The following is a 22,326-nucleotide window of genomic DNA, read 5'->3' on the forward strand; positions in this document are numbered from 1 at the left end:
TTTTACTGCATGAAGCTTTTTTTAATTGGACTTCCCGGTTCGGGGAAATCTACCCTTGGCGTTAAGCTTGCGGAACTACTTAATTTTGAATTTTTAGATACGGATGAATTAATCGTCAAAACAGAAGGAATGACGATCAATAAAATATTTCATCAGTTCGGAGAAGACCATTTTAGAAAACTAGAAGAAGCAACCCTTAAGCAGCTTATTAATCTCGATAATATTGTCATTTCAACTGGAGGAGGCTTGCCATGTTTTTATGATAATATGAATTTAATATTATCCATAGGCTTCAGTATATATCTAAACGTCTCTCCGGAAATAATTACTGAAAGATTGTATGCAGTAAACGATCAGAGCAGACCAATGGTAAAGGGCAAAAATAGAGAAGATATGTTGACATTTTTGATTCAAAAGTGTGCAGAGAGAACAGGTTTTTATCAAAAAGCGAACTTAGAAATAAGCGAAGTAACTTCACCTGAAGAAGTAGTAAAATTATTAAAAGAAAAGAAAGTTATTTTTTGAAGAAAGTATTAACAGTACCTTCCAGGCTGAGATAATAATTGCCTGGAGTCAGATCCTGGACCATAATATATACACCAGAACCTTTTTTAATCAGTTTACCTCTTTGATTGTATATCTCGAAATTAGCGTTTTTGGATAAAGTGATTTTGTCGTCTACCCTTTGCGGATAAAAAGTAACAAGTGACTGATCGCTTACTTTTTTGAGGAAGCGAGATGATTTATCTTCATATCTGACAACATACTCAGAGGCTGCCAAACCGGTAATATCAACTTCTTCACTTTTGCCTTTCAGTAAGATATTTCCTTTTAAATCTTCAATTTGATATTTAGCCTTTGTAGTGAAAAAAAGTTTGCCAGCTGCAGTCTGAGGATAAAACTGAACTTGTTCGTTGAATAAAAAATTAAGTTTTTTGTCGAGATCGTATTCGTCAAGATCAGTTCCAATGACAATGCCCTTTTCATCTATTAAAAATGTAGCGGGAATTCCTGAAACTTCGTAAAGTTCAGCTACTTCATTTTCCCAACCTTTTAAATCACTTCCATGGTTGGGCCATGTGAGTTGATCTTTTTTTATAGCATTAAGCCATGCTTCTCTTTTTGTATCAAGAGAAACGCTGAAAATTTCAAATCCTTTATCCTGGTATTTCTGATAAATAGCAACTACTTCTGGATTGGCTTCGCGGCAGGGCATACACCAAGATGCCCAAAAGTCAAGCAATACGACTTTGCCAGAAAGATCTGACAGACGAATTGTTTTTCCGTTAGGATCTTCAATTTCAAAATCGGGTGCTTTTTGTCCTACTTTGGGTTGGGCGGAAGAAAAACAGAAAGATGAAGAGAAAATTGCCAATAAAACGATTGCTTTAAGCCATTTGCTCTTCATCTTGATATTTATTTTATATTATAAAATTAAAAGCTAGTGCCTATTGTAATTACAAGACTAGTATTTCTGTTGTTGACGATTGCCATCGGCTCTTTGCCACTGTTTAAGTGATAAGAGTAATAATTACTTTTGTAAAATGTATTGACAAAAGCAATATCAGCATAAAAGCCCTCAGATTTCAAACCAGCACCGAAGGTAAAGGTATTAATGGTTCTATCAAGATCATCGACAACACCATGTCTATATGGATCACCTAATCTTGCATATCCGGCTCTTAACCTGTAGTCACCGAGTCTGGCTTCTGCGCCAAGGTTAAAATTAAATGTAGTTTTGTAAAGGTTCTTTATTACATCATTATCCGCATCCAGTTCTGCAGGGTCTGTTCCTTTTAATCTTGCTCCGCTATAGCCTACAACTTCAACATCTCCGGAAATAAATCCAGCTTTCCCTGCAAATAAGGCAATTCCTGCTTTTGCTCTTGCAGGGGTTGTCAGATTATAATTATATGTCCCTGGTAGCGTAGAGAAGGATTGAAATGAGTCATCAATACCAAATTCGTTAACAAAATCTGCATTTAGATTCATCTTGATTTTGTATTCGTAAGTAGTCCTGATTGAATAATATGTCGGAGTCTGACCGGTAAGTCCTATCCTTATCCAATCAGCAGGTTTAATAATTGCTCCTACTTTGAAATTAATACCGGTACCCCTTAATGTTAAATTATCATGTAGAGAATAGCTGTCAATAGTATCACTAGTCTGGGTATTGGTTTCTGTAAATACTTTACTAGACTCATATTTTATAGTAGCAATCCCAAGAGAGGCACCGAGGTAAATTTTATCATCAATATTTCCACCATAAGCGATGTCCCATTGACTTTGATTTCCTTTGGTAGCAACTATTTCTTTTTGCTTTACTATGTTATCACTCATATTCGAATGCCATGGATTTCCTGGGCATTGAATTGGATTTTTATCTGCATCTTCTCCACAATTTATAGGATCAATCAGGTAAGCATTGTAGGCTAGACCAACGATATCTGTGAGAGCATTGAGATCTTGATCGGCAACTTCCCCAACTGAATATCCTCTGGCTGATTCAGCTACATATTGGCCGAATGAATTAGCTTTATTAAAACCACTATAGCTGAATTGATTTTGAAAGTTGTTGGTTCTGGTCATGCTGATACCAAATGAACCTCCTCTGTATTTTCCTGGTACTATATCATCTTTCGCGCCAGAAAAGACAATTCCGATATTGGCGATATTAAAGCTAACTTTATTATCTCTTGTTTCGGTATTGAGCATGTTGGTTCGAGTTCCTGCAAAGTTTAGTCCAGGGGAAATGCTAACATCAGACTTTCTATAAAATCCCAGACCTGCAGGGTTGCTATTAAGCGTTCCCATATCGGCACCAAGAGCTGTTGTAGCTCCTGCAATACCTTGGAAACGTGCAGTACCCCCAAATGTGGTTTGAGAGAATCTCACGGCATCGTTATAGTAACCAAATGGACCTTGAGAAAAAGCAGAAATAGAAAACAGGCTTAAAAAGCCTGTTGTAAAAATGTATTTTGATATTTTCATAGTATTATACTAAAACCTTCTTCTGCCAGCAGGAGAGCTGTTATGGGATGGAGCTGAACCTCCTCCGCCACCACCGCCACCTCTTGGAGAGGGCGAACTGTAGTTGTTATGATTATTACTATTATTGCTATTATTATAATTGTGATTATTATTGCTATTGCTATTATCGTAGGAAGAGCTCCTCTGATTATTGTAAATCTGTCTTCTATTACTATTATTTCCTCCTCCTGAGTTTCCGGAATTATTTGAAGGTGAAGAATATTGATCGTTAGATTGATAGTTCGCACGATTGTCAGGAGTGGTAGTAGGCGAAGACGATGTAGATTGCTGGCTATTACTGCCGGAATTATTTCCGGGATAATAGATTTGTTTTCTCCCATTAGCATCTTCTTTGATTACTCTACCTTGACTGTTGTTATAAGAATCCTGAGTATTTCCGTTGGAATACCTTTGATTTCTTGGGTCATTATTGTTTTGAGGAGTATTAACTCTTCCTGCCGTTCTGTCCTGTCTTGGGCCATTATTAACAGGTCTTGATTTTACATTTGCATTATTATATCCCTGCGTGTATCCATAGTTATATCCTCTGTCAAAACTGCTATATGGATAGCCATAGTATCCACCATATCCTCCCCAGTAAGGATAGCCTCCCCACGTAGTAGCCCAGTATGGAGAGTACCAACTATTGTAAGAATACCAAGGCGAATAATAGTCATAGTAATAAGGGGAGCCCCAGCCTCCATATGAATAATATGGACTCGCACACCCATAACCATATCCAGGATAAAATGAATTATAGCCATAATAACTGTTCCAGCCCCAACCTGTGTTATATCCGAAACTTACTGTAACTCTTGAAGTAGGCCCAAAGGAAGCATATGGGTTCCATCCAGTTGTATAACCCATTCCCCAATTATATCTCCTGGAAGAATTACTGTTATAGATGTAATCATCGTTGTCATAATAATTATTGTTCGTGATATAAGTATCACCTCCAGAACTTGTAGAAGACGAGGTGCTGCTTTTGTAAGTATACCTCGAATAGTCTACAGGTTTATCACTTGAAGAATAACTGTATTCGTTGGTCGAAGACTGGTTATTATTATTTGAATAGTTTTGATTATTCTCAGAATTGTAATTCTGAGGCATATCATTTCCTGAATACGTCTGGTTATTGGTGGCAACAGGTTGTACCTTCTTTTTATCCTTGGAAGAAAAATAAAGGTCATCATTTTCAGGAGAAGATGATGTGAACTGATTACTGGTACAAGCTCCCATCATTCCTAACACCGTCAATACCAGTAAATTTTTGAGTCCAAATGATTTCATAGTAATACTATTTATCTGTATTAATAACTAACGAAACGAACCTTTAGTCCATTATCTTTAAGCAAATTAATTTATTTTTAGCTAAAGGACTATGAAAAACCGTTTTATTCAACTTTTAAAAACAATTTTCTAGTCTTATAGTATATTTGCCACTTCAAAAATTAAAGATCAAAAGGTATACCAAAATCTATAAAAATAATGAGCAAAGGATTGCCAAAAAGAAGTGAAGATTATTCAGCATGGTATAATGAACTGGTCAAAAGAGCAGATCTGGCTGAAAATTCGGCGGTTAGAGGTTGTATGGTTATTAAACCCTATGGTTTTTCCATTTGGGAAAAAATGCAGTCGGTTTTAGATAAAATGTTTAAAGATACAGGACACTCCAACGCCTATTTCCCTCTTTTTATCCCAAAATCATATTTAAGCAAAGAAGCAAGTCATGTTGAAGGGTTTGCAAAAGAATGTGCTGTAGTAACGCATTACAGATTAAAAAATTCTCCAGATGGAAAAGGTGTAATTGTAGATCCGGAAGCAAAGCTTGAAGAAGAACTTATTGTAAGGCCTACTTCTGAAACAGTAATCTGGAGTACATATAAGAATTGGATTCAGTCATATAGAGATCTGCCACTGCTTGTAAATCAGTGGGCTAATGTGGTTCGTTGGGAAATGAGAACTCGTTTGTTCCTTCGTACAGCAGAGTTTTTATGGCAGGAAGGTCACACTGCCCATTCTACATCTCAGGAAGCCATCAGAGAGACTGAGCAAATGCTTGAAGTATATGCACATTTTGCAGAGCAATTTATGGCAATGCCTGTTATAAAAGGTAAAAAGACTGCAAACGAACGCTTTGCTGGCGCTGAGGATACTTATTGCATTGAAGCTTTAATGCAGGACGGAAAAGCTTTACAGGCGGGAACTTCCCATTTTCTGGGACAAAATTTTGCCAAAGCATTTGATGTAAAATTTGCAAATCAGGCAGGCCAATTGGAGTTTGTCTGGGGAACCTCATGGGGAGTGAGTACCCGATTGATGGGAGCGCTTATTATGGCTCACTCGGATGATGAAGGCCTTGTTTTACCTCCAGCTCTGGCGCCTATTCAAGTGGTAATTGTACCAATTTTCAAAGGAAAAGAACAACTTGAACTGATAAGAGAAAAAGCTGAGGTCATAAGAAAACAACTTCTTGCAAAAGGAATTTCTGTGAAGTTTGATGACAGAGATACTCAGACTCCGGGCTTCAAATTTGCAGAATATGAGCTTAAAGGGGTACCTGTTCGTTTGGCACTAGGTGCAAGAGACCTAGAAAATGGAACGATTGAAATTGCACGTCGAGACACAAAAGAGAAAAAATCGTTTAAAATAGAGGAAGCCGTGTCTCAGGTAGAGTCTTTATTGGCAGATATTCAGCAAAATATTTTTAATAAAGCATTAAAATTCAGGGAAGAGAATACTACTAAGGTTGATTCTTTTGATGAATTTGTAAAAGTGTTGGATACAAAAGGCGGTTTCATTTTGGCTCACTGGGATGGTACTTCCGAGACTGAGGAAAAAATCAAAGAAGAAACAAAAGCAACTATCAGGTGCATTCCTCTTGATGCTAAAGATGAAGTTGGTAAATGTATTTATACAGGTAAGCCCAGTTCGAAGAGGGTAGTATTTGCCAGAGCATATTAATCATATAACTTTAAGACTGTCCCAAAATATTACTTGGGGCAGTCTTTCCTTACTGTAAGGCATTGTTCTACTCTAATGCCTTGAAACAGAAACCATTTTTCTTTTATTTTAATAGCATCATAGGATAGTTTCATTGTTTTCCCATTCATGTCCTGCACTGCCATAAATACAGTATAGTTATTCTCATTTTTTTTCATCTCCTGTTGGTCTACAAGTTCTGTCTCTGACCAGTTTAGCTGATGACTTATGCCAGCTTCCTCAACAGTTGCAAAGTTTTCTTTTGTTTGATTTTTAAAGGTTTCTACATCTATTTGGTCATAGATGTATTTATCTTTTTGGGAAGCATGATTTTTTAAGTATAAAATTTCATTTTCTTCCGGAATATAAGAAGTGAGCATATCAAAATTGTTCATCTTTAGGGCACTAGCTAATGCTCCTGTAATCTCCTTGCGTTTTGTAGCACCTCTTTTTTCAATGTCCACTTCATCATCCATTATGTTGATTGAAAAAAGAATTAATAATATTGATATAGTTTTTAGCATGTTTTTTACATATATCAATACAACCCGGGCTAAAAATGAATAGTTATTTAGGCTGTAATACTCCCTGTTACTCACAGATTTCAATAATAGGGGAGGGAATAAAATTGGCCTATTTGGATTAATTACATACCTTTAAGGAAATTATCATTTTAAATAACCGTTTTTTACAGAACATTATAAATTAAGATGTCTGTCCATAAATCAGAAATTAGAAAAGTAACTACCCACCAGTTACAGGAAATGAAGAATCGTAAAGAGAAGATTTCCATGCTTACTGCTTACGATTATTCAATGGCAAAAATTCTGGACACAGCAGGTGTTGATGTTCTGCTTGTAGGAGACTCTGCCTCGAATGTGATAGCAGGTCACGAAACTACCTTGCCAATCACCCTTGATCAGATGATTTATCATGCGAGTTCTGTAATAAGAGCGGTAAGCAGGGCATTAGTTGTTGTGGATCTTCCTTTTGGGTCTTATCAGGGAAACTCTTCCGAAGCTTTAAGATCGGCCATCAGGATCATGAAAGAATCCGGAGCTCATTCTGTGAAGATTGAAGGAGGGATAGAAATAAGAGAAAGTATTCTGAGAATATTAAGTGCTGGTGTACCGGTTATGGGACATCTAGGACTTACTCCTCAAAGTATTTATAAATTTGGAACATATACAGTAAGGGCAAGGGAAGAGGCAGAAGCAAAGAAACTTATTGAAGATGCCAGGCTTTTAGAAGACTGTGGGTGCTTTGCTATTGTATTAGAAAAGATTCCTGCCGAATTAGCAAAAACGGTTGCCGATGAGCTTACCATTCCAGTAATCGGTATAGGTGCCGGCCCATTTGTTGACGGACAAGTACTTGTTACTCATGATATGCTTGGTATTACGAAAGAGTTTAAACCAAGATTTTTGAGAAGATATGCAGAGCTTGATAATATCATTACCAATGCTGTTGAAGAGTATATTAAAGATGTTAAGTCTGTAGACTTTCCCGGACAAGAAGAATATTATTAAAATTTACCATCAGTCAGGCCATTCAAGTCGGCCTGATTTTAAGTGCTTACCAAAGTGGATTTCTCAGATAAATTTGAAGTTGTTTTCGAAGACAACCATCTCGTCATAGTAAATAAAAGAAGCGGCATACTCGTGCAGGGAGATGAGACAGGAGATAAAGCATTACCGGATTATATCAAAGATTATTTAAGGGTTAAATACAATAAGCCGGGAAATATTTTTGCCGGTGTTGTTCATAGGCTTGACAGACCTGTAAGCGGACTCGTTGTGATTGCCAAAACTTCCAAAGCTCTGGAAAGAATGAATGAGATCTTCAGAGAAAGAAAGGTTGAAAAAGTATACTGGGCAATTGTTGGGAATAAGCCACCAGAACTTTCTGGCAAGCTGGTTCACTGGATGAAAAAAGATGGAAAAGTTAACGTATCCAGAACTTATGACAATCAGATAAAGGATAGTCTGCGAGCTGAACTGGACTATCAAATGGTAGGAAAGTCCGGTGAGCTGTACTTGCTTGAAGTAAATCCTCATACTGGGAGACACCATCAGATAAGGTCACAGCTGTCATCTATGGGATGTCCGATTAAAGGAGATGTGAAGTATGGATTTTCTGAAAAGAATGGTGATCATAGTATTTGCCTTCATGCAAGGAGATTGAAATTTATTCACCCTGTAAAAAAGGAGCCGATTGAACTAATTGCAGATTTGCCGGGTTCGGGAGCTTGGGGAAAGTTCAAAATGTTTGAATAACTTCAGAATGTGTTCATAATTGGTAATTAATTTTCGGTTTAATAAAAATTTTATAAAGAATGAGTTTTTGGTTAAGATTGAAAGATAAGTGGGGGATAAGAAGCAATTGGCAGATGACAATTATTTTTATTGTTTTTGCAATAACAGGAATGTCTGCAGTTGAAATCAGAAAGATTTTATTCCCATTGATGGGAGTAGTAGGTGATACTCCTTTTTATGTAAAATTCCTTCTTTGGTTATTTGTAATCTTCCCATTTTACTATGTATTTCTACTAACATATGGATTTATTTTTGGCCAGTTTCCATTCTTTTGGGCAATGACAAAAAAGACATTCGGAAGATTTGGAAAGCCATTTAGACGATAAAATCATTATAAAAAAAGGGGAATAGAATTCCCCTTTTTTATTTTAAACACCCCAATAAAGCTATTTTACTCCGGAGCTTCGGATCCTCTGAAGTCCGGAGTAGAAATAACCACACTTACAAGATTATAATACATAGAAAGATTCTACATGAGCTTTTGCTGTAGTAGAATCATCACTTAGTATTTGCATAAGATTTTTTTCAATAGTGTTAGCCAAAGCTGTTACCGGTATATCTGTTGGTCTGTTTTCAAAAGGATCCTGTAAGTGGATTGCCATTTTTTCCACAAGAAGTAATGCTGCGGTAATAGCGATCATTAGAGGAATCTCAAATAAGCCGAAGTAGCTGGTAAGTGCAAATGGAAACAGTATAATGAATATCCAAAGGGTAAAGTTGATATACATACTATAAGTAGTAGGAAAGATGGTATTCTTTATTCTTTCGCATTTACCCATAGAGTCACATAAATTGGTAATAATATGCTCTATTTTTACCTGTTGATAAGCATTGACCCAACCTTTTTCCAATGCACGATTTACATCCTGACTATGAAGATACAGCAGTGCATTTGGCTTGTTATCATGTTTGGAAACATATTCAAGTTCCTTTTCAGAAAGGAAAGGTTTTATCCGGTTAAGATTTGTCTGGTTGCGCAAAGAGTCTCCAAGGCAGTAACACCACGCAATCTGACGCTTGATAAACTTTTCTTTGAATGAATGTTTTTCAACTGAAAACTCAGGATCGTTTATAAAAGAAGATATCAGTCTGGAAAGCGTTCTTGAATCATTAACGATCGCCCCCCAGATAACTCTGGCTTCCCACCATCTGTCATATGCCTGGTTTGATCGGAAGGCGAGGAGTAAAGAAATAATGGTACCTAAAATTGTAGGTACACCGGTAGATACAGAAATGTTTTCCAGGTGCAATGATGAATCGAGGTAACCAATTATCGTTGCGTAGATAACAATAAAGACAAGTTCATATTTGATCTTGCCCAATACATATTTTATAGGAATATTTTTCTTTAGAAGCATAGGTTTATCTTAATCATGCATTTAATTATAATTAACTCTTAATAGAGGAATACCTATTTCGAATTTGGAATGTGCAGACGTTCTATTTTTGAGCATTGAATTTTTTCTTTTAGCATTCATCTCTATCAATAAATTAATCTGCATTTCTTTTAACACTGATACCGCTTTGGAAACAGAAATTGATTTATCATTAATGTTTACCAAACTATCTGACTCATTAATTATGCAAAGCCGCTGTGATGGTAATAAGTTCTGAAGGTCTGTTGGTATTGTTTTATAACCTTTTGGAATGATAATTCCGACAGAAGGATTAGTATTGATTTTACAGCCTTGTGGAATATGGAGTACCGGAGCATTACTTTTTTTTATTATATCAAACAATTCTTCCTGTTCCTTCTTGCATTGTCTGTCCGATATCACAGAAAATTGTATTCCATATTCACTGATGATATGCTCAAGTATAGCTTCAGATATTCCATATTGGCAGTGCATGTGAATATGTATATCTGTATCAGTTGCTTCTGCCTTGATTTTATCTAATTCCTCTTGAAAGTCACTGCCTGGATAGTTTTTGTATTTAGGCAGAAATAATGTTTCAATGATGGAATTCGGAAGTGGTACAGAATACAATAGAATAATCTTTAAAGAACTGGAGTTAACCAATGCTTTAAGGTTCTTAATTGTAATAAATGTTTCTTCCGAGAAATCCGTTGGAATCAGAAATGTTAGCATATCTGTTCTGTTTCCTTACAAAATTAGAATGCGGAAATTAAAATGAGCTGAGACGGTTATAAAAATATGATTATAATTTTTGGAAAAAAATTAACACATCATCTGTCAATTCCCCATATATACTGACATTTTTATTAATGACAGGAGTTAAGATTAGAATGAAATTAGAAAAATATTAGATGGGTTTAATGTTGAATTATTATTCACTTAGTTCTTCTCGATTAAAGTAAATACTAATAGTTGTTCCTTTATCCTTTTCTGAATTGATAGAAATTTTTCCATGATGCAGACGGATAATCTTGAGGGAAAGGGGAAGGCCAATGCCATGTCCTACGAAATTTGTTGTATTGCTTCCCCTATAAAATGGCTCAAATACATGGGTGATATCTTCAGCTGGTATTCCGATACCAGAGTCTGTAACGCTTATTTCAAGAAGCTTTTCGTTAGCAAAAAGTTTTACAATTACCTTTTGGTTTTCAGAGTATTTGATGGCATTGTGAATAATGTTGATGATTGCGAGTTTCATCCACATTCTATTTACTGAAAGGGATATCCATTCAATGTTTTCAGGCATTTCAGAAAATTCAAGGCTAACCTGATTGTCAGGTATTCTTCTTGTGAGATCTGCTTTTACTGCAAGTAAAAGCTCGTCCATCTGAACTTTTTCTGTGATCAGCTTTTTACCATCAAAGCCCAGTTGAGACATTTTTAACAAGCTCGTTATGAGTTGGTCCAGTTTACTTGCTTCCAATGCAATTGTATTCAAAGATTGGATATATTCTTCAGTACTTCTGGGCCTTTTCAGGATGATCTCAGACTCACCTAATATTGTTGTAAGTGGAGTTCTTAATTCATGAGAAGCGTTGCTTACAAAATGGCTCTGCATTTCAAAAGAAGCTTCCAGTCTGTCAAGCATGTTGTTAAAGATATTTGCAAGGTGAGACAATTCGTCCTTTCCATTTCCTGGCTCAAGGCGAAGGTGCAGATTAGATGCACGGATCTGATCAACCTCTTTTACAATTCGGGCTATAGGGTTTAATATTTGATTTGAAAATAGTATTGCTGCTATGAGTATAATTACACAACATGCTATGAAACCTATAATAAGTAAATTTCTCAGAGATGAAAGAAGTTCATTTCCTTCCTGGTCAATAGCAGTAAGTATTACAGCATAATGAGGATATTGGTCTTTATAATAAACTCCAACAAAAAAGTCATCTCCGTCTTTATATTCAGCATATCCTGTTTTAATAATATCATCCAGAAAGGTTGAAGGCAAAGCACTTAAAACGTTTCTTTTTGCCTTGGAATAAATGGTATCTGTCCGAATTAAATATTCTTTTTCACCTGTCAAAGGTACAAGGTGTTTTTTGCGGACTTCTTCATATACAGGTTTTGCATTTAAATCTTCCTCCATATGCTTGTGCGCTGCTATGGAGGCTCTAGCCTTAAGTCTTGTATAAAAATTTCTGGTCGCGAAATGAGATGTAAATAAAAATATAAAAATACTTAACAACAGCAAAGTTGCTGCTGTCAGAGAAATATAAAGAATAATAACTTTATTACGTATGGTCATTTTAGTCGTCTTTTCTCATAACATAGCCCATACCAACTACAGTGTGTATCAATTTTTCTTCGAACCCTTTGTCTATTTTTTTTCTTAAATAGTTAATGTAAACATCCACCACATTAGTATTCATGTCAAAATTAATATCCCAAACATTTTCAAGTATGCTTACCCTTGATAATACTCTTCCCTGGTTTATCATGAGATATTCCAGAAGTTTAAATTCTGTGGCTGTGAGTGTTATTTTTTCATCTCCTCTTTTGACAGTTTTATTGGAGGTGTTTATTTCCAAATTGGAAAACTTTAATATGAAGTTTTTGGGATTGTTTTTCTGGGTTCTCCTTTTAATCGCTTCTATTCGTGCCAACAGCTCGGAAAATTTAAATGGTTTTATCATATAGTCATCAGCGCCTGCATTAAGGCCGGATACTACGTTTTCAGTAGTTCCAAGTGCTGTTAGCATTATGATAGGTACATCGGTATTGTCCTCTCTTATTCGTCTGCAAACCTCCATCCCATTGATACCGGGAAGCATAAGATCAAGTATAACCAGGTCAAATGCGTGATCAGTCATCATCTGAAGACCGGTAGCTCCGTCCATAGCTATGCTTGCGGAATGTCCTTCTTCCTGAAAGCCTCTCATAATAAAAGAAGCGACATTTACTTCATCTTCAATGATCAGAATTTTCATTTTTTGTAAATCTAAATTCAAATATACTTACCGTTCTTTTTTAATTTTTAGTATGAAGAAAATTTCCTTTGACTTTTTATAGTTTTTGAGCAAAAACTTAAAATGTAAAGTCGGAAATGATTCCGTAGGATCTTGATTATAAATGATTTTTAAAAAACTTTGAGCTATGTTTTTTAAACAGAAACTTTTTTAAGATAGTTTGAAATAATTAAATAAGTTTTATTTTTACCTTAATCAATTCCATTAAAAGAGTCTCCCACTCTTTCCCTTGAACTTAATAATACCAGTAAAATGACAACGCAAACTGAGGTTATCCGGCGGAATTATGCAGCTTTAAATATGGATATCTCCTGGCTGGAATCTGTTCTTGATCTGAGAATTTCATTCCAGGTTTTTGAAGGGGATTTGCTCTCTCTAGTCCCGGCTCCCGAAGTGTTGGTAGGAGATATCTATAGTTCCATTATTGAAAAATGTAATCTTTCACCGGCAGAAAGGCTGATACTTGTATTGAGTCTTAGTCCATTTTTAAAGCCGGAATTAAGCAATAGATTTCTTTCCGTAAAAAATCAGCTGGAAATGATACCATCAGAAATAGGTGGTACTCTTGGCAAGGCTTACAGAGGCTTTATACCTACAATACAAACTGCACTTTATCTGCTTGCTGGTAGACAGGGAAATGCACTTGATTGGTTGTATTTGTTTAATCCGGAAGAGAAATTGAGCGCATTTCACCTTATTTCTCTTTATGCAGCCCAGACTGATGAGCCTTTCACAAGCCAGTTACTAAATCCTTCAAAGGAAATCATAGATTGTCTGATTAATGGGAAGGCACTGGAACCTCACTATTCACCTGATTTTCCTGCTGAAAAAATATCAACTTCACTGGAATGGAATGATCTGGTGTTAAATAAGGAAACACAGGATCAGGTTGAAGATATTCTTGATTGGGTTCGTTTTGAAAAACAGTTGTTAAGTAATAAAGACTATGCCCGAAAGACAATGCCTGGTTATAGGGCATTATTTGCAGGGCCTCCCGGAACAGGAAAAACTCTAACAGCTTCCTTAATCGGAAAAGTTACAGGAAGGGAAACTTATAAGATAGATCTATCTATGATCGTATCAAAGTATGTAGGAGAGACAGAAAAAAATCTTTCAAAAATTTTTAGCAGAGCACAAGGACAAAATTGGATCCTTTTTTTTGATGAAGCTGATGCATTATTTGGTAAAAGATCAGAAACGAAAGATGCTCATGACAGATATGCGAATCAAGAGGTAGCATACTTACTTCAACGTGTGGAGCAATATGATGGACTTGTTATACTAGCCAGCAATTACAAAAAAAATATTGATCAGGCATTTTATAGAAGACTTCAATCAATTGTGAGCTTTTCCTTGCCTGACTATTCAGAACGGTTGCTGTTGTGGGAAAAAACAAAACCAGAGGGGTTTGTTTATGATGAAGGTGTAGACCTGAATAATCTTGCAGAACGTTATAAAATTTGCGGAGGATCTGTAACAAATGTATTGCGCCATTGCTGTCTCAAGGCTGTCTCAAGAAGCTCAAATAAAATAATGTCTAAAGATTTACTGACTGGTATAAACAGAGAATTTGCAAAAGAGGGTAAAGCAGGTGTTTAATATTTATAAGAAATAAATTGTCTTTTAAACTTATCTTTAAATCGTCAAAGGAGTATTGAATAAATTGCTCTTGAACCATTTGTAAATTCCACAACCCTGAAGCCAAATAGGAGAAGGTGATTAAGATAAGAAAAGAGGTTATGACCTTATTACATTCAAATATTAGATTGGCAGATTTTAATGATGGTTTCTACAGGATATGAAAAAAGTATATCTTGCAATAAACAACAGAAAATCATAGAACTATATAGTTTTCGGCACCTTAAGCATATGATAAAAGATCAAGGAGTACAAATTTATTTCAATTCATTGCCAGAAGATCGAAAGGTAGCAATGACAGAACTTAGGGATGTTATAGTCAATAATCTACCCAAAGGTTTTGAAGAAGTAATAAGTTATGGGATGCCAGGTTACGTAGTTCCGCATTCTTTATTTCCACAGGGATACCATTGTGATCCTAAATTACCACTACCTTTTATCAGTATAGCTTCCCAGAAAAACTTTATAGCTCTCTATCATATGGGTATTTATGCAGATGATACTTTGTTGAAATGGTTTATTGATGAATATGCAAAAGTAAACAAAACAAAGCTGGATATGGGTAAAAGCTGTGTCAGGTTTAAAAAGATAGAGCAGATACCCTTTAAGCTAATAGGGGAGCTTGTTTCTAAAATGACTCCAGAGGCATGGATAAATCTTTATAAGCAAAAGTTAATTCGGTCATAAATGGATTTTGGATAATTATTCGGATATATAATAAGTTGAGTGCATCTTTACTTTAGAAAAAATATTTTAAAAATTTTATTAATTGGTAGTTAAATTAAATATATGGGATTTGAGTATTTTATTCATGTAGAACTCTCCGAAGACAACAAAGAAAAGCTAAGACAAATGGTGGACTTTGAATCTGACGATGAAAATTGGGGAGATGTAATCGAGGTTGAAGAATCCGGAATTTATGTGTGTAAAAGTGTTAAACGGGAAGTTTGGGAAGGTCTTGAAGAGCTTAAGTTGTTTCTTGATAAAAATTCGTTAAAGTATAATATTGAAGAATTATAGCTTAAGTTATGTACCCGATAATATTTTCATTTCATTCAATAATAAGATGGTTATTGGTTCTGGGACTTATAGGAACTACCATACTTTTTGCAAGTAATAGAAATAATGGTAAGGCTGCTTTTAAGCTCGGTGATATATTTAAATCAGCAACTGTCTCTTTTGCTCATCTTCAGCTTATTTTAGGTTACTATCTTTATTTTGAAAGCCCAATGGTGAAATATTTCAGGGCTAATATAAAAGAAGGTCTGGCCATTCCTGAAATGGCTTTTTTTGGTTTGTATCACGTATCAATGATGACCATCGCTGTATTTGTATTAACAATAGGATCTTCTATTATTAAAAGATCTCAGACATATGAGCTGAAAAGGAAATATGTATTGATCTATTTTGGAATTGTGATATTCATCATCTTTCTTGCTGTACCATGGCCCTTTTCTCCTTTTATATCCAGGCCATATTATAGAAGCTTCTAGAATGAAATCAAGAGTATTATCAATAATACTCTTGATTTTTTTAATGTTCAATTTCTTCTTCTGTTAATACTTTTTTATACTCTTTTTGGAAATATAATTTCTCCATTAATTTTCTATTAGGCATAATTTGTTTGTCAAGATAGGTGAGTTTCCAATTGGTTCCGTCTTCAGGATCTTCAGCAGCAAATTTGGCAATACCTGCATCAGCCCAAATTTCATATCTGGTTATAAGTATCGTGGATAATTTTAAAACGGGCTTCAGGAGTTTTAACCATTTGTTTTTAATGGCCATTTGCACAAAGACTTGAATTTTTGTCTCATTAGCATTAACAGGGACAAGAAAGCTGGTTATAATAAAGGAAACAGCCCGTTCAGTTGTTTTGTGTTTATCAGTCCAATAGTTTTTGTATGATCCATGCAACGGCCTGAACTTGAATATCCAATCATTGTGATAGTGATCGCCTTTTTTTATCCCGAAAAATGAACTTAGAAACATGGGCAAGTTTCTGTATTTACAGTCGAGAAAACCATAGGTCTGTTCTTCTTCAATTTTAACCTTGAAGTCTACTGTATTAAGATCATTAGAACTGGGACCAATAAAAGTATGTACTTTAAACGCATGCTCAATTTCACCAAAGTTATCAAGTGCAACTTTTACAGGAGCATTAAAGTGAGAAGAAAATTTATCTATAAATTCATATCCAGGTTGCATAAACTCAGGAAATGTGTCATCAGGTGTGTTCTGGTTAGCAATCCAGATAAAGCCATATTTATCCCAGGTCTTTAAGCTATGTACTTCGCAGGTTTTGTTTGGTACGGAAGGACTCTGAGCTTGTCCTGATGCATTGATCCTCCAGGCATGATAGGCACATACAAGTTCTCCTTCTTTATTTATTTTGCCTTTAGATAATAGAGCTCCCCGGTGTGGACATGCTATGGGAAATGCAACAGGTTTACCATTGTTGTCTCTATAGAGTACATATTTTTTTCCATTCACTGTTACCTCTTTTATCTTTTTCTTTAATGAAGAAGATTTTAGTACAGGATGAGGGAATCTAAGTATATCAGACTCTTCGCAATTATGTTTTTTCATACAAGGTCAATTTATTTATAAGAAATTCTAGCATGGACCATTCTTACATGTCCAAGTGTCTGGCCTATAATCTTTCCTTTCCTGTTTCTCAGATACATATTCTCTTGCTCCTCTGGTCCGCAATCAGTTATTACAGACAAGTTTATTTTGGATAAGAATGAACTTATTTCATCCGCATTCAGGCCAAATAAAAATGGTTCTTTAATTTTTTTCAGCCATTTAGCGATTTCTTTTCCTCCATGGGTACTGTGGTCACCATTTACGAAGTCTTTTGTAGCATAGTCGAACACGATAGAACTTCCGATCGCGCATTGAGATATAAAGCTGAGAACTTGTACAACGACCTTTTCAGGCAGATAATAAGAAACTCCTTCCCACAAAAAAAGAGTACGTTTATTTTTGGAGAATCCAGCTTCCATTAAAGCTTCATGAAAAGGCCTTTCATTAAAGTCTAATGGAATAAAATGAATATTAGAAGGAATTTCTTCAGGAAGGTGAACCAACTTCTTTCTTTTATTCCTCTGAGTTCCGGGAAAGTCAACTTCAAATACTTTTATTTTCTTGAGATGTATTTTAAATCTTATTCCTCTTGTATCATATCCTGCACCTAGTATCACTACTTGTTCTATATCTCCGGAAATTTCCTTGAGAAGGATTTCGTCAAAGAACTTAGTTCTGATGATAGCGAAACAATAACTCCCGGGAGACATCGCTTCAATTATCTTTTGGAGAAGCCATTGAGGTTTTATGCTTGTAATAAGACGGTACTTAAATCCAATGAAAAATTTTGCAAGGTAATCTTCGCACTGGATTAGAATATCCTCTTCTTTAGCCGTGGCTGCTCTGAGTGCAGCCACGGTTTCCGCAGAGCGGATTGCATTGTTTTTTTGTTTATTCATGAATCGGATTGAAGGCAAGTACGACAGAACCTTTGCATTTAACACCATCTTCATCTGAGAAGGAGACAGTCGTGTAAGCGAAGTGAGCATCATTAGAGGAAATGACCTTATCAATTGATATCTCTCCATAAAAGCCATCGCTGTCAAGCTGTTTTAGGAATTTTCCTTCGATCTTTACTATGAGCATTGAGGAAAGCTGCTGTTTAAGGAAGATGTCATAGTCAAGTTTTATTTTACTTTCCCAGATTGGTATGAGCCTTTGAAAGATCCCTTTCTGAAGGCATTTTCCAAACATTACATATGCTAGCTGATTAAAACAAATATTGAACTCGACTGCATTGAAATGTCCTGTATCATCAATGTAACAGCTTTCAGGGATTGAGAATTTTCCTCTGGCAGTGATTAAGCTGGAGGTAGAATTAGGCTCCAGCTTTTCCAGGAAATGAGTGATCTCAGCTTCATGCAGATATTTAGCATGATTTCTATAAGGCTTTAATATAAGATCAAGAAAATCGGGTGAAATTTCTATTGTCGGAGTTTCGCTTTTATAAGTGTTATTTAGGGCAGTTGTCATAGTAGTATCAGTTTTGTAATGTTGTTACATCTTCATGGAGTTGAGAGGCACACAAAGGAAATGCATCCTTTAAAGTAATTCTGTACATCATAGTTTCTTCTTCTTTCTTCACATCTTCGTGAATGTTTTCAGTGATGGCTTTTTTTCGTCCTGAACAGTGAGCAAGAAAGCGATTATCCCATATAATAAGATCACCGAGAGACCAGGTAACTTCTCTGATAAACTGATCTGTTTCAGCAAAATCAAATATTTCGTTTAGTATCCTTTGAGAATCATCCAAAGACTTGTTTTTAATTCCTACAGTAAAGCCTCTTGTAGCATATACAATTTTTTCTTTAGTATATGGATGTTCAAGTATGGCAGGATGATTAACTGGTGGGGCATAGAAGTCAATCATTTCCAGCATTTCAGAGATATCGATACCTGCATCTTCAGGGCGGATTTTATATTTCCATCTGCCGCTATGGATAAATTCTTCACCTTCTATTTCATTAAGAAGATTCTTTGGAAGTGATTTGTATACTGCGTTCATGTCAATGAACTTAGTTGTTCTTTTAACAGTTGATGGAAGTACCTTAGGAAGTAACATAGTAAGTACTTTCGGATCCTTTTCAAATGAAGTATCAGAGTGCCAATAGCCACCGGTACGAGGTACTCCTATCTGTTTTCCATCTTTCTTTACATTTGATGATACGAATATCAGTGGGAATTTTGGGTGATGATAGTTCTCCTGCAGATAGGGTATTGGAGTACCAAACCTAGTAGCAAAGTTGCAATAAGCTTCATCAGAAATATTCTGATTCTTCAGAATGATGATTCTGTTTTTGTAAAGCTCATTTTGCAATGTACTGATTTCAGCATCTGAAATGTTGTTTACGTCAACGCCGTGTATATTACAGCCGATAGCAATTTTTTCTGTTTTCATAAATGTCTTTTTTAATAAATTTTTTCCTGAATATTATAAATGATATAGTGCGCCTGGCCCAGATTTATATTACCTGGATGGTGATACTGATGAAGCCAAAACGGTACTGGTTTATTATGCCTTGAAAGACACAATAGGTTGGTGGTTTAAGAATGAAGCGCGCTTTTCTTCTTAGATACATAAGGGTTATAGAAGGACCTTGTCAGAAACGTAGCTAGTGTTTATGACCATAACCCGGATCAAAAGTATATAATAAAAAAATATCTAAAAATTTTTGAAATACTTTTTTTGCTTTTGTTATTAAAAATGCAGTAAAGGGGTAGAAGCCTTTAAATGTTTGTGTTTTAGGAAATTAAAATACATCGTAAATGCTCGCTGTTTCGGCGATAAAGAGTTTAATGTTATGGGTAATTGGTATTTTATAAAGTGAATGTTGAATTAATCATTGTTGTATCTATAGCAGCATCTTTAGTTGTTATACTTACAAAATATGGTTGAGTTTTTAAGATAAAGTCTGTTAATCTCAAAATATATCTATAAAGTAATGCTGATTGATTAAGTCGGCAATATAGTGGTATTAAGAATAGGTAATCTATCATCTTCATGATTTATTCCAATGGAATTGTTTTTGCATCTCAGGCTTTCAAGTTATATTAAAATTTATGGGTGATGTTAACTCTATAAAAGTTAGGGAACTCAACAAGGCATTGATGGAAATATCTTTAAAAGGATATATTACTGGCATGGTGGCAGAAGGTTTTCATTTTATGGATATTCATTTTTATTAGGTGTTATTTGGAAGATCCCTTAGAGCGGAATTTTAATAAATTAGTTTGTGTTTTATTTTATTGATTTTTAATTGCTTATTCTTTTGTTGGAAAACTTTTGTTTTGGGGGGGCGTACAGATTTCTGGTAAAAAGTGAAAATTTAATTACTATATAGAAAGCATTTATTTTATGAACATAGAAATCTTTTCATCTTACTTTTAATTTTTCAGTTTAATTTAAAAGTTTTTGCTCAGGTCCCAACGAATGGACTTGTTGGTTATTTCCCTTTTAATGGTAATGCCAATGATTTATCTGGTGGCGCAAATAATGGCGTTGTCAATGGTGCAGTTCTTGTTGAAGATAGATTCGGAAATCCGAATTCTGCATATTATTTTGATGGAGTTAATGATTACATAAAAATCAGCGGAGCAGAAGAGTTGAGGAATCCTACCTATACTTATAGCTTTTGGGTAAAGGTAGCATCTTATCCATCAAATGAGTCGGCTGGCGCGATGCTTGAATTCGGAAGTGTTCCGGCTCAGCCTAAATATGGAATTAATGTTTCGTTAAATAATAATTATCTTACTTCTCAAGGTAGGGTATATACAAGTGGAAGTACGAATTTTACGTGGATAAGTACTAAAAATACAGCCTTACCTTCACTCGCAAGATGGTATCATATCTTGGTCTCAAGAAATGATAAAATGAACGTATGGGTCGATGGAGAATTAGTAAGTACTTCTTCAGTGGATGGATTAACTCAATACTATACTACTCCTCTTGATGGATACATTGATAGTGTATTCCGGACAAGTGAATCAGGAAGAGGCGATTGTTGACTTATCTTCATGGGGGGGACCTGGAATATATCTTGTTCAGGTTTTGGATGGTGGAAATAACATAAAAGAAACCAGAAAAATAGTTCTTCAATAATAGATGAGATATAAAAAGAAAGCCCTTTGATTCATATGGATCAAAGGGCTTTCTTTTTATATTAAGTGAAATTTGCCTTAATCAGCAAAAACACCACCTATCTTCTTCTTCCTTTCCATTTCTATAGCCATCACATTGTTGACGGCTACGAATATTTCATTTTCTACTGGATTTGGGAAAATAACTTCTGCAAGCTTTTCATTTTTGTCTCCAAGATCTACTTTATGTTTGCTGAGCTTAATCTTACCATCTTTTACTTTCTTATCGGTTAAGAAAATATAGTAAAGGTCATCTTCCTGCAGTATGCTGGAACGTGGCACTGTAGGAGCAGGAGTATTATTACTCTTATTCTCTAATGTCGCCATGATGTTCATATCTGGAAGTATGATGCTTTTGTCAGGAGCAGAGAATTTAACAAAGACATTGATGGCTTTAGTGCTTTCATCAATTACTTTATCAATATTAAATACAGTCCCCTGCACTTCTCCGAATGAATGGTTGATAAAGTCAAGGGTTACAGGTTGACCGGACTTAATAAGGTCTATATCTTTCTCATAAACATAAATTTCAGCAAGAAGCTGGCTCACATCTATCAATTCAGCAAGGATAGTTTCTGATGAAGCAATCATACCAACACTCACCGGCAAAGAATGGATATATCCGGAGATAGGAGCTTTAATGGATAATTTCGTTCTTATTGCATCAGATCCATTACCTTCCATGTCAATGCCTAATAAAGCTAGTTTAGCTTTCAGAGATGCTTGTCTGTTTAAGGAAGCTCTATGTTTGGTTTGTACAGTTTGAAGATCCACAAGCGCTCCTACATTGTTTTTTCTGAGTTCTTCTTGTCTGGTCAGTTCAATAGTTAAAAAATCCGTTTCATTTTTTGCCGCAAAATATTCTTCTTGTAGTTCTACAAGTCTCATGCTGCTTAATTCAATAAGAGGTTTTCCTTTCTCCACATAATCACCTTCATGAACAAATACTTTTTCTATTTTTCCCTGTACATTGGAGCTTACCTCTGCACGATAATTGGGTAAGGCTACAATTTTTCCATTAAAATGTATGTATGACTCCAAAGCCTTTTTCTCAGGGGCAACAAGACTTATTTCAAGTCTTCTCAATTGGTCCTCGGTTAGTTCAATGGAGTTCTCATCAATGACTGGTGCTGAAGCACTTTTATTATCTTTGTGACATGCTTGCAATATAATAATGAGCATGCAACATAGATAGCTTGATATTAATTTATGCGAAATTGAATTTATCATGATAAAGTATGTTTAGGAGTG

Annotated in this window: 24 protein-coding genes; 11 read left to right on the forward strand and 13 right to left on the reverse strand. The window is 35.3% G+C overall.

What is annotated here, in order from left to right:
* Window positions 1-9: 9 nt before the first annotated feature.
* Entirely contained in the window at window positions 10-525 is a 516-nt protein-coding gene (locus K350_RS0120980) for a shikimate kinase (RefSeq protein ID WP_028981579.1), read from the forward strand.
* Here K350_RS0120980 and K350_RS0120985 read toward each other — a convergent pair.
* From K350_RS0120985 to K350_RS0120995, 3 genes are read right to left on the reverse strand one after another with little or no spacing between them, the layout of a single operon-like run.
* On the reverse strand, window positions 515-1,408 hold the full coding sequence (locus K350_RS0120985) for a redoxin domain-containing protein (protein ID WP_037576525.1): 894 nt from the start codon (window positions 1,406-1,408) through the stop codon (window positions 515-517). The two genes, K350_RS0120980 and K350_RS0120985, sit on opposite strands and share 11 nt — an antisense overlap.
* Before the next feature lie 26 nt (window positions 1,409-1,434).
* A complete protein-coding gene (locus K350_RS0120990; RefSeq protein WP_028981581.1) occupies window positions 1,435-2,991 on the reverse strand; it encodes an OmpP1/FadL family transporter in 1,557 nt (518 codons plus the stop codon).
* Window positions 2,992-3,000: 9 nt separating this feature from the next.
* The gene (locus K350_RS0120995) at window positions 3,001-4,320 is read right to left on the reverse strand and encodes a hypothetical protein (protein WP_028981582.1); all 1,320 of its coding nucleotides are present in this window, start codon (window positions 4,318-4,320) and stop codon (window positions 3,001-3,003) included.
* 198 nt (window positions 4,321-4,518) lie between these two features.
* Between K350_RS0120995 and proS the strand changes: the two genes are divergently transcribed.
* A complete protein-coding gene (proS, locus tag K350_RS0121000; RefSeq protein WP_028981583.1) occupies window positions 4,519-5,994 on the forward strand; it encodes a proline--tRNA ligase in 1,476 nt (491 codons plus the stop codon).
* Between the two features lie 29 nt (window positions 5,995-6,023).
* Here proS and K350_RS0121005 read toward each other — a convergent pair whose 3' ends face one another.
* Window positions 6,024-6,536 carry a hypothetical protein gene (locus K350_RS0121005; RefSeq protein WP_028981584.1) on the reverse strand — a complete coding sequence of 171 codons (513 nt, stop codon included), beginning with the start codon at window positions 6,534-6,536 and terminating at the stop codon, window positions 6,024-6,026.
* A gap of 186 nt (window positions 6,537-6,722) precedes the next feature.
* Between K350_RS0121005 and panB the strand changes: the two genes are divergently transcribed.
* The 3 genes from panB to K350_RS0121020 are packed head-to-tail and all read left to right on the forward strand — an operon-like array spanning window position 6,723 to window position 8,653.
* Window positions 6,723-7,541, forward strand: a complete 819-nt coding sequence (gene panB, locus K350_RS0121010) for a 3-methyl-2-oxobutanoate hydroxymethyltransferase (protein WP_028981585.1) — start codon at window positions 6,723-6,725, stop codon at window positions 7,539-7,541.
* Between the two features lie 54 nt (window positions 7,542-7,595).
* Entirely contained in the window at window positions 7,596-8,288 is a 693-nt protein-coding gene (locus K350_RS29775; RefSeq protein ID WP_037576915.1) for an RluA family pseudouridine synthase, read from the forward strand.
* A gap of 59 nt (window positions 8,289-8,347) precedes the next feature.
* A complete protein-coding gene (locus K350_RS0121020; RefSeq protein ID WP_028981586.1) occupies window positions 8,348-8,653 on the forward strand; it encodes a DUF6787 family protein in 306 nt (101 codons plus the stop codon).
* Window positions 8,654-8,776: 123 nt separating this feature from the next.
* Here K350_RS0121020 and K350_RS0121025 read toward each other — a convergent pair whose 3' ends face one another.
* The 4 genes from K350_RS0121025 to K350_RS0121040 all read right to left on the reverse strand — a co-directional run bounded on the left by K350_RS0121025 (window position 8,777) and on the right by K350_RS0121040 (window position 12,675).
* The gene (locus K350_RS0121025; protein ID WP_028981587.1) at window positions 8,777-9,685 is read right to left on the reverse strand and encodes a bestrophin family protein; all 909 of its coding nucleotides are present in this window, start codon (window positions 9,683-9,685) and stop codon (window positions 8,777-8,779) included.
* Window positions 9,686-9,706: 21 nt separating this feature from the next.
* Window positions 9,707-10,417, reverse strand: coding sequence for an adenine nucleotide alpha hydrolase family protein (locus K350_RS0121030; RefSeq protein ID WP_028981588.1), 711 nt, complete (start codon window positions 10,415-10,417; stop codon window positions 9,707-9,709).
* A gap of 199 nt (window positions 10,418-10,616) precedes the next feature.
* On the reverse strand, window positions 10,617-11,993 hold the full coding sequence (locus K350_RS0121035) for a sensor histidine kinase (protein WP_028981589.1): 1,377 nt from the start codon (window positions 11,991-11,993) through the stop codon (window positions 10,617-10,619).
* Between the two features lies 1 nt (window position 11,994).
* Window positions 11,995-12,675 (reverse strand): response regulator transcription factor, encoded by a 681-nt coding sequence (locus K350_RS0121040; RefSeq protein ID WP_028981590.1) that lies wholly within the window; start codon window positions 12,673-12,675, stop codon window positions 11,995-11,997.
* Between the two features lie 291 nt (window positions 12,676-12,966).
* On the opposite strand from K350_RS0121040, the gene K350_RS0121045 reads away from it, so the two are divergent.
* The 4 genes from K350_RS0121045 (at window position 12,967) to K350_RS0121060 (ending at window position 15,845) form a co-directional block, all read left to right on the forward strand.
* Complete coding sequence (locus K350_RS0121045; RefSeq protein WP_028981591.1) at window positions 12,967-14,313, forward strand: ATP-binding protein; 1,347 nt, start codon at window positions 12,967-12,969, stop codon at window positions 14,311-14,313.
* A gap of 270 nt (window positions 14,314-14,583) precedes the next feature.
* A complete protein-coding gene (locus K350_RS0121050; protein ID WP_028981592.1) occupies window positions 14,584-15,039 on the forward strand; it encodes a DUF1801 domain-containing protein in 456 nt (151 codons plus the stop codon).
* Between the two features lie 102 nt (window positions 15,040-15,141).
* Window positions 15,142-15,372: a hypothetical protein gene (locus tag K350_RS0121055; protein ID WP_028981593.1), complete on the forward strand. Its 231-nt coding sequence runs from the start codon at window positions 15,142-15,144 to the stop codon at window positions 15,370-15,372.
* 8 nt (window positions 15,373-15,380) lie between these two features.
* Window positions 15,381-15,845 carry a hypothetical protein gene (locus K350_RS0121060; RefSeq protein ID WP_028981594.1) on the forward strand — a complete coding sequence of 155 codons (465 nt, stop codon included), beginning with the start codon at window positions 15,381-15,383 and terminating at the stop codon, window positions 15,843-15,845.
* 40 nt (window positions 15,846-15,885) lie between these two features.
* Here K350_RS0121060 and K350_RS0121065 read toward each other — a convergent pair whose 3' ends face one another.
* The 4 genes from K350_RS0121065 to K350_RS29785 are packed head-to-tail and all read right to left on the reverse strand — an operon-like array spanning window position 15,886 to window position 19,336.
* The gene (locus K350_RS0121065) at window positions 15,886-16,938 is read right to left on the reverse strand and encodes a Rieske 2Fe-2S domain-containing protein (protein WP_028981595.1); all 1,053 of its coding nucleotides are present in this window, start codon (window positions 16,936-16,938) and stop codon (window positions 15,886-15,888) included.
* 11 nt (window positions 16,939-16,949) lie between these two features.
* A complete protein-coding gene (locus tag K350_RS0121070; protein WP_028981596.1) occupies window positions 16,950-17,837 on the reverse strand; it encodes a class I SAM-dependent methyltransferase in 888 nt (295 codons plus the stop codon).
* Entirely contained in the window at window positions 17,830-18,411 is a 582-nt protein-coding gene (locus K350_RS29780; protein WP_051313435.1) for an FcoT family thioesterase, read from the reverse strand. The genes K350_RS0121070 and K350_RS29780 overlap by 8 nt, the downstream gene beginning before the upstream one ends.
* A gap of 7 nt (window positions 18,412-18,418) precedes the next feature.
* On the reverse strand, window positions 18,419-19,336 hold the full coding sequence (locus tag K350_RS29785; RefSeq protein ID WP_051313437.1) for a TauD/TfdA dioxygenase family protein: 918 nt from the start codon (window positions 19,334-19,336) through the stop codon (window positions 18,419-18,421).
* Between the two features lie 662 nt (window positions 19,337-19,998).
* On the opposite strand from K350_RS29785, the gene K350_RS33015 reads away from it, so the two are divergent.
* Window positions 19,999-20,124: a hypothetical protein gene (locus tag K350_RS33015; RefSeq protein ID WP_281169249.1), complete on the forward strand. Its 126-nt coding sequence runs from the start codon at window positions 19,999-20,001 to the stop codon at window positions 20,122-20,124.
* 201 nt (window positions 20,125-20,325) lie between these two features.
* The gene (locus K350_RS32920; RefSeq protein ID WP_281169261.1) at window positions 20,326-20,943 is read left to right on the forward strand and encodes a LamG-like jellyroll fold domain-containing protein; all 618 of its coding nucleotides are present in this window, start codon (window positions 20,326-20,328) and stop codon (window positions 20,941-20,943) included.
* A gap of 171 nt (window positions 20,944-21,114) precedes the next feature.
* On the opposite strand, the gene K350_RS0121095 is transcribed toward K350_RS32920, so the two are convergent.
* The gene (locus K350_RS0121095; protein ID WP_028981598.1) at window positions 21,115-22,257 is read right to left on the reverse strand and encodes an efflux RND transporter periplasmic adaptor subunit; all 1,143 of its coding nucleotides are present in this window, start codon (window positions 22,255-22,257) and stop codon (window positions 21,115-21,117) included.
* Window positions 22,258-22,326: the final 69 nt, after the last annotated feature.

Origin of the sequence: Sporocytophaga myxococcoides DSM 11118, from assembly GCF_000426725.1 — a bacterium.
GTDB lineage: Bacteria > Bacteroidota > Bacteroidia > Cytophagales > Cytophagaceae > Sporocytophaga > Sporocytophaga myxococcoides.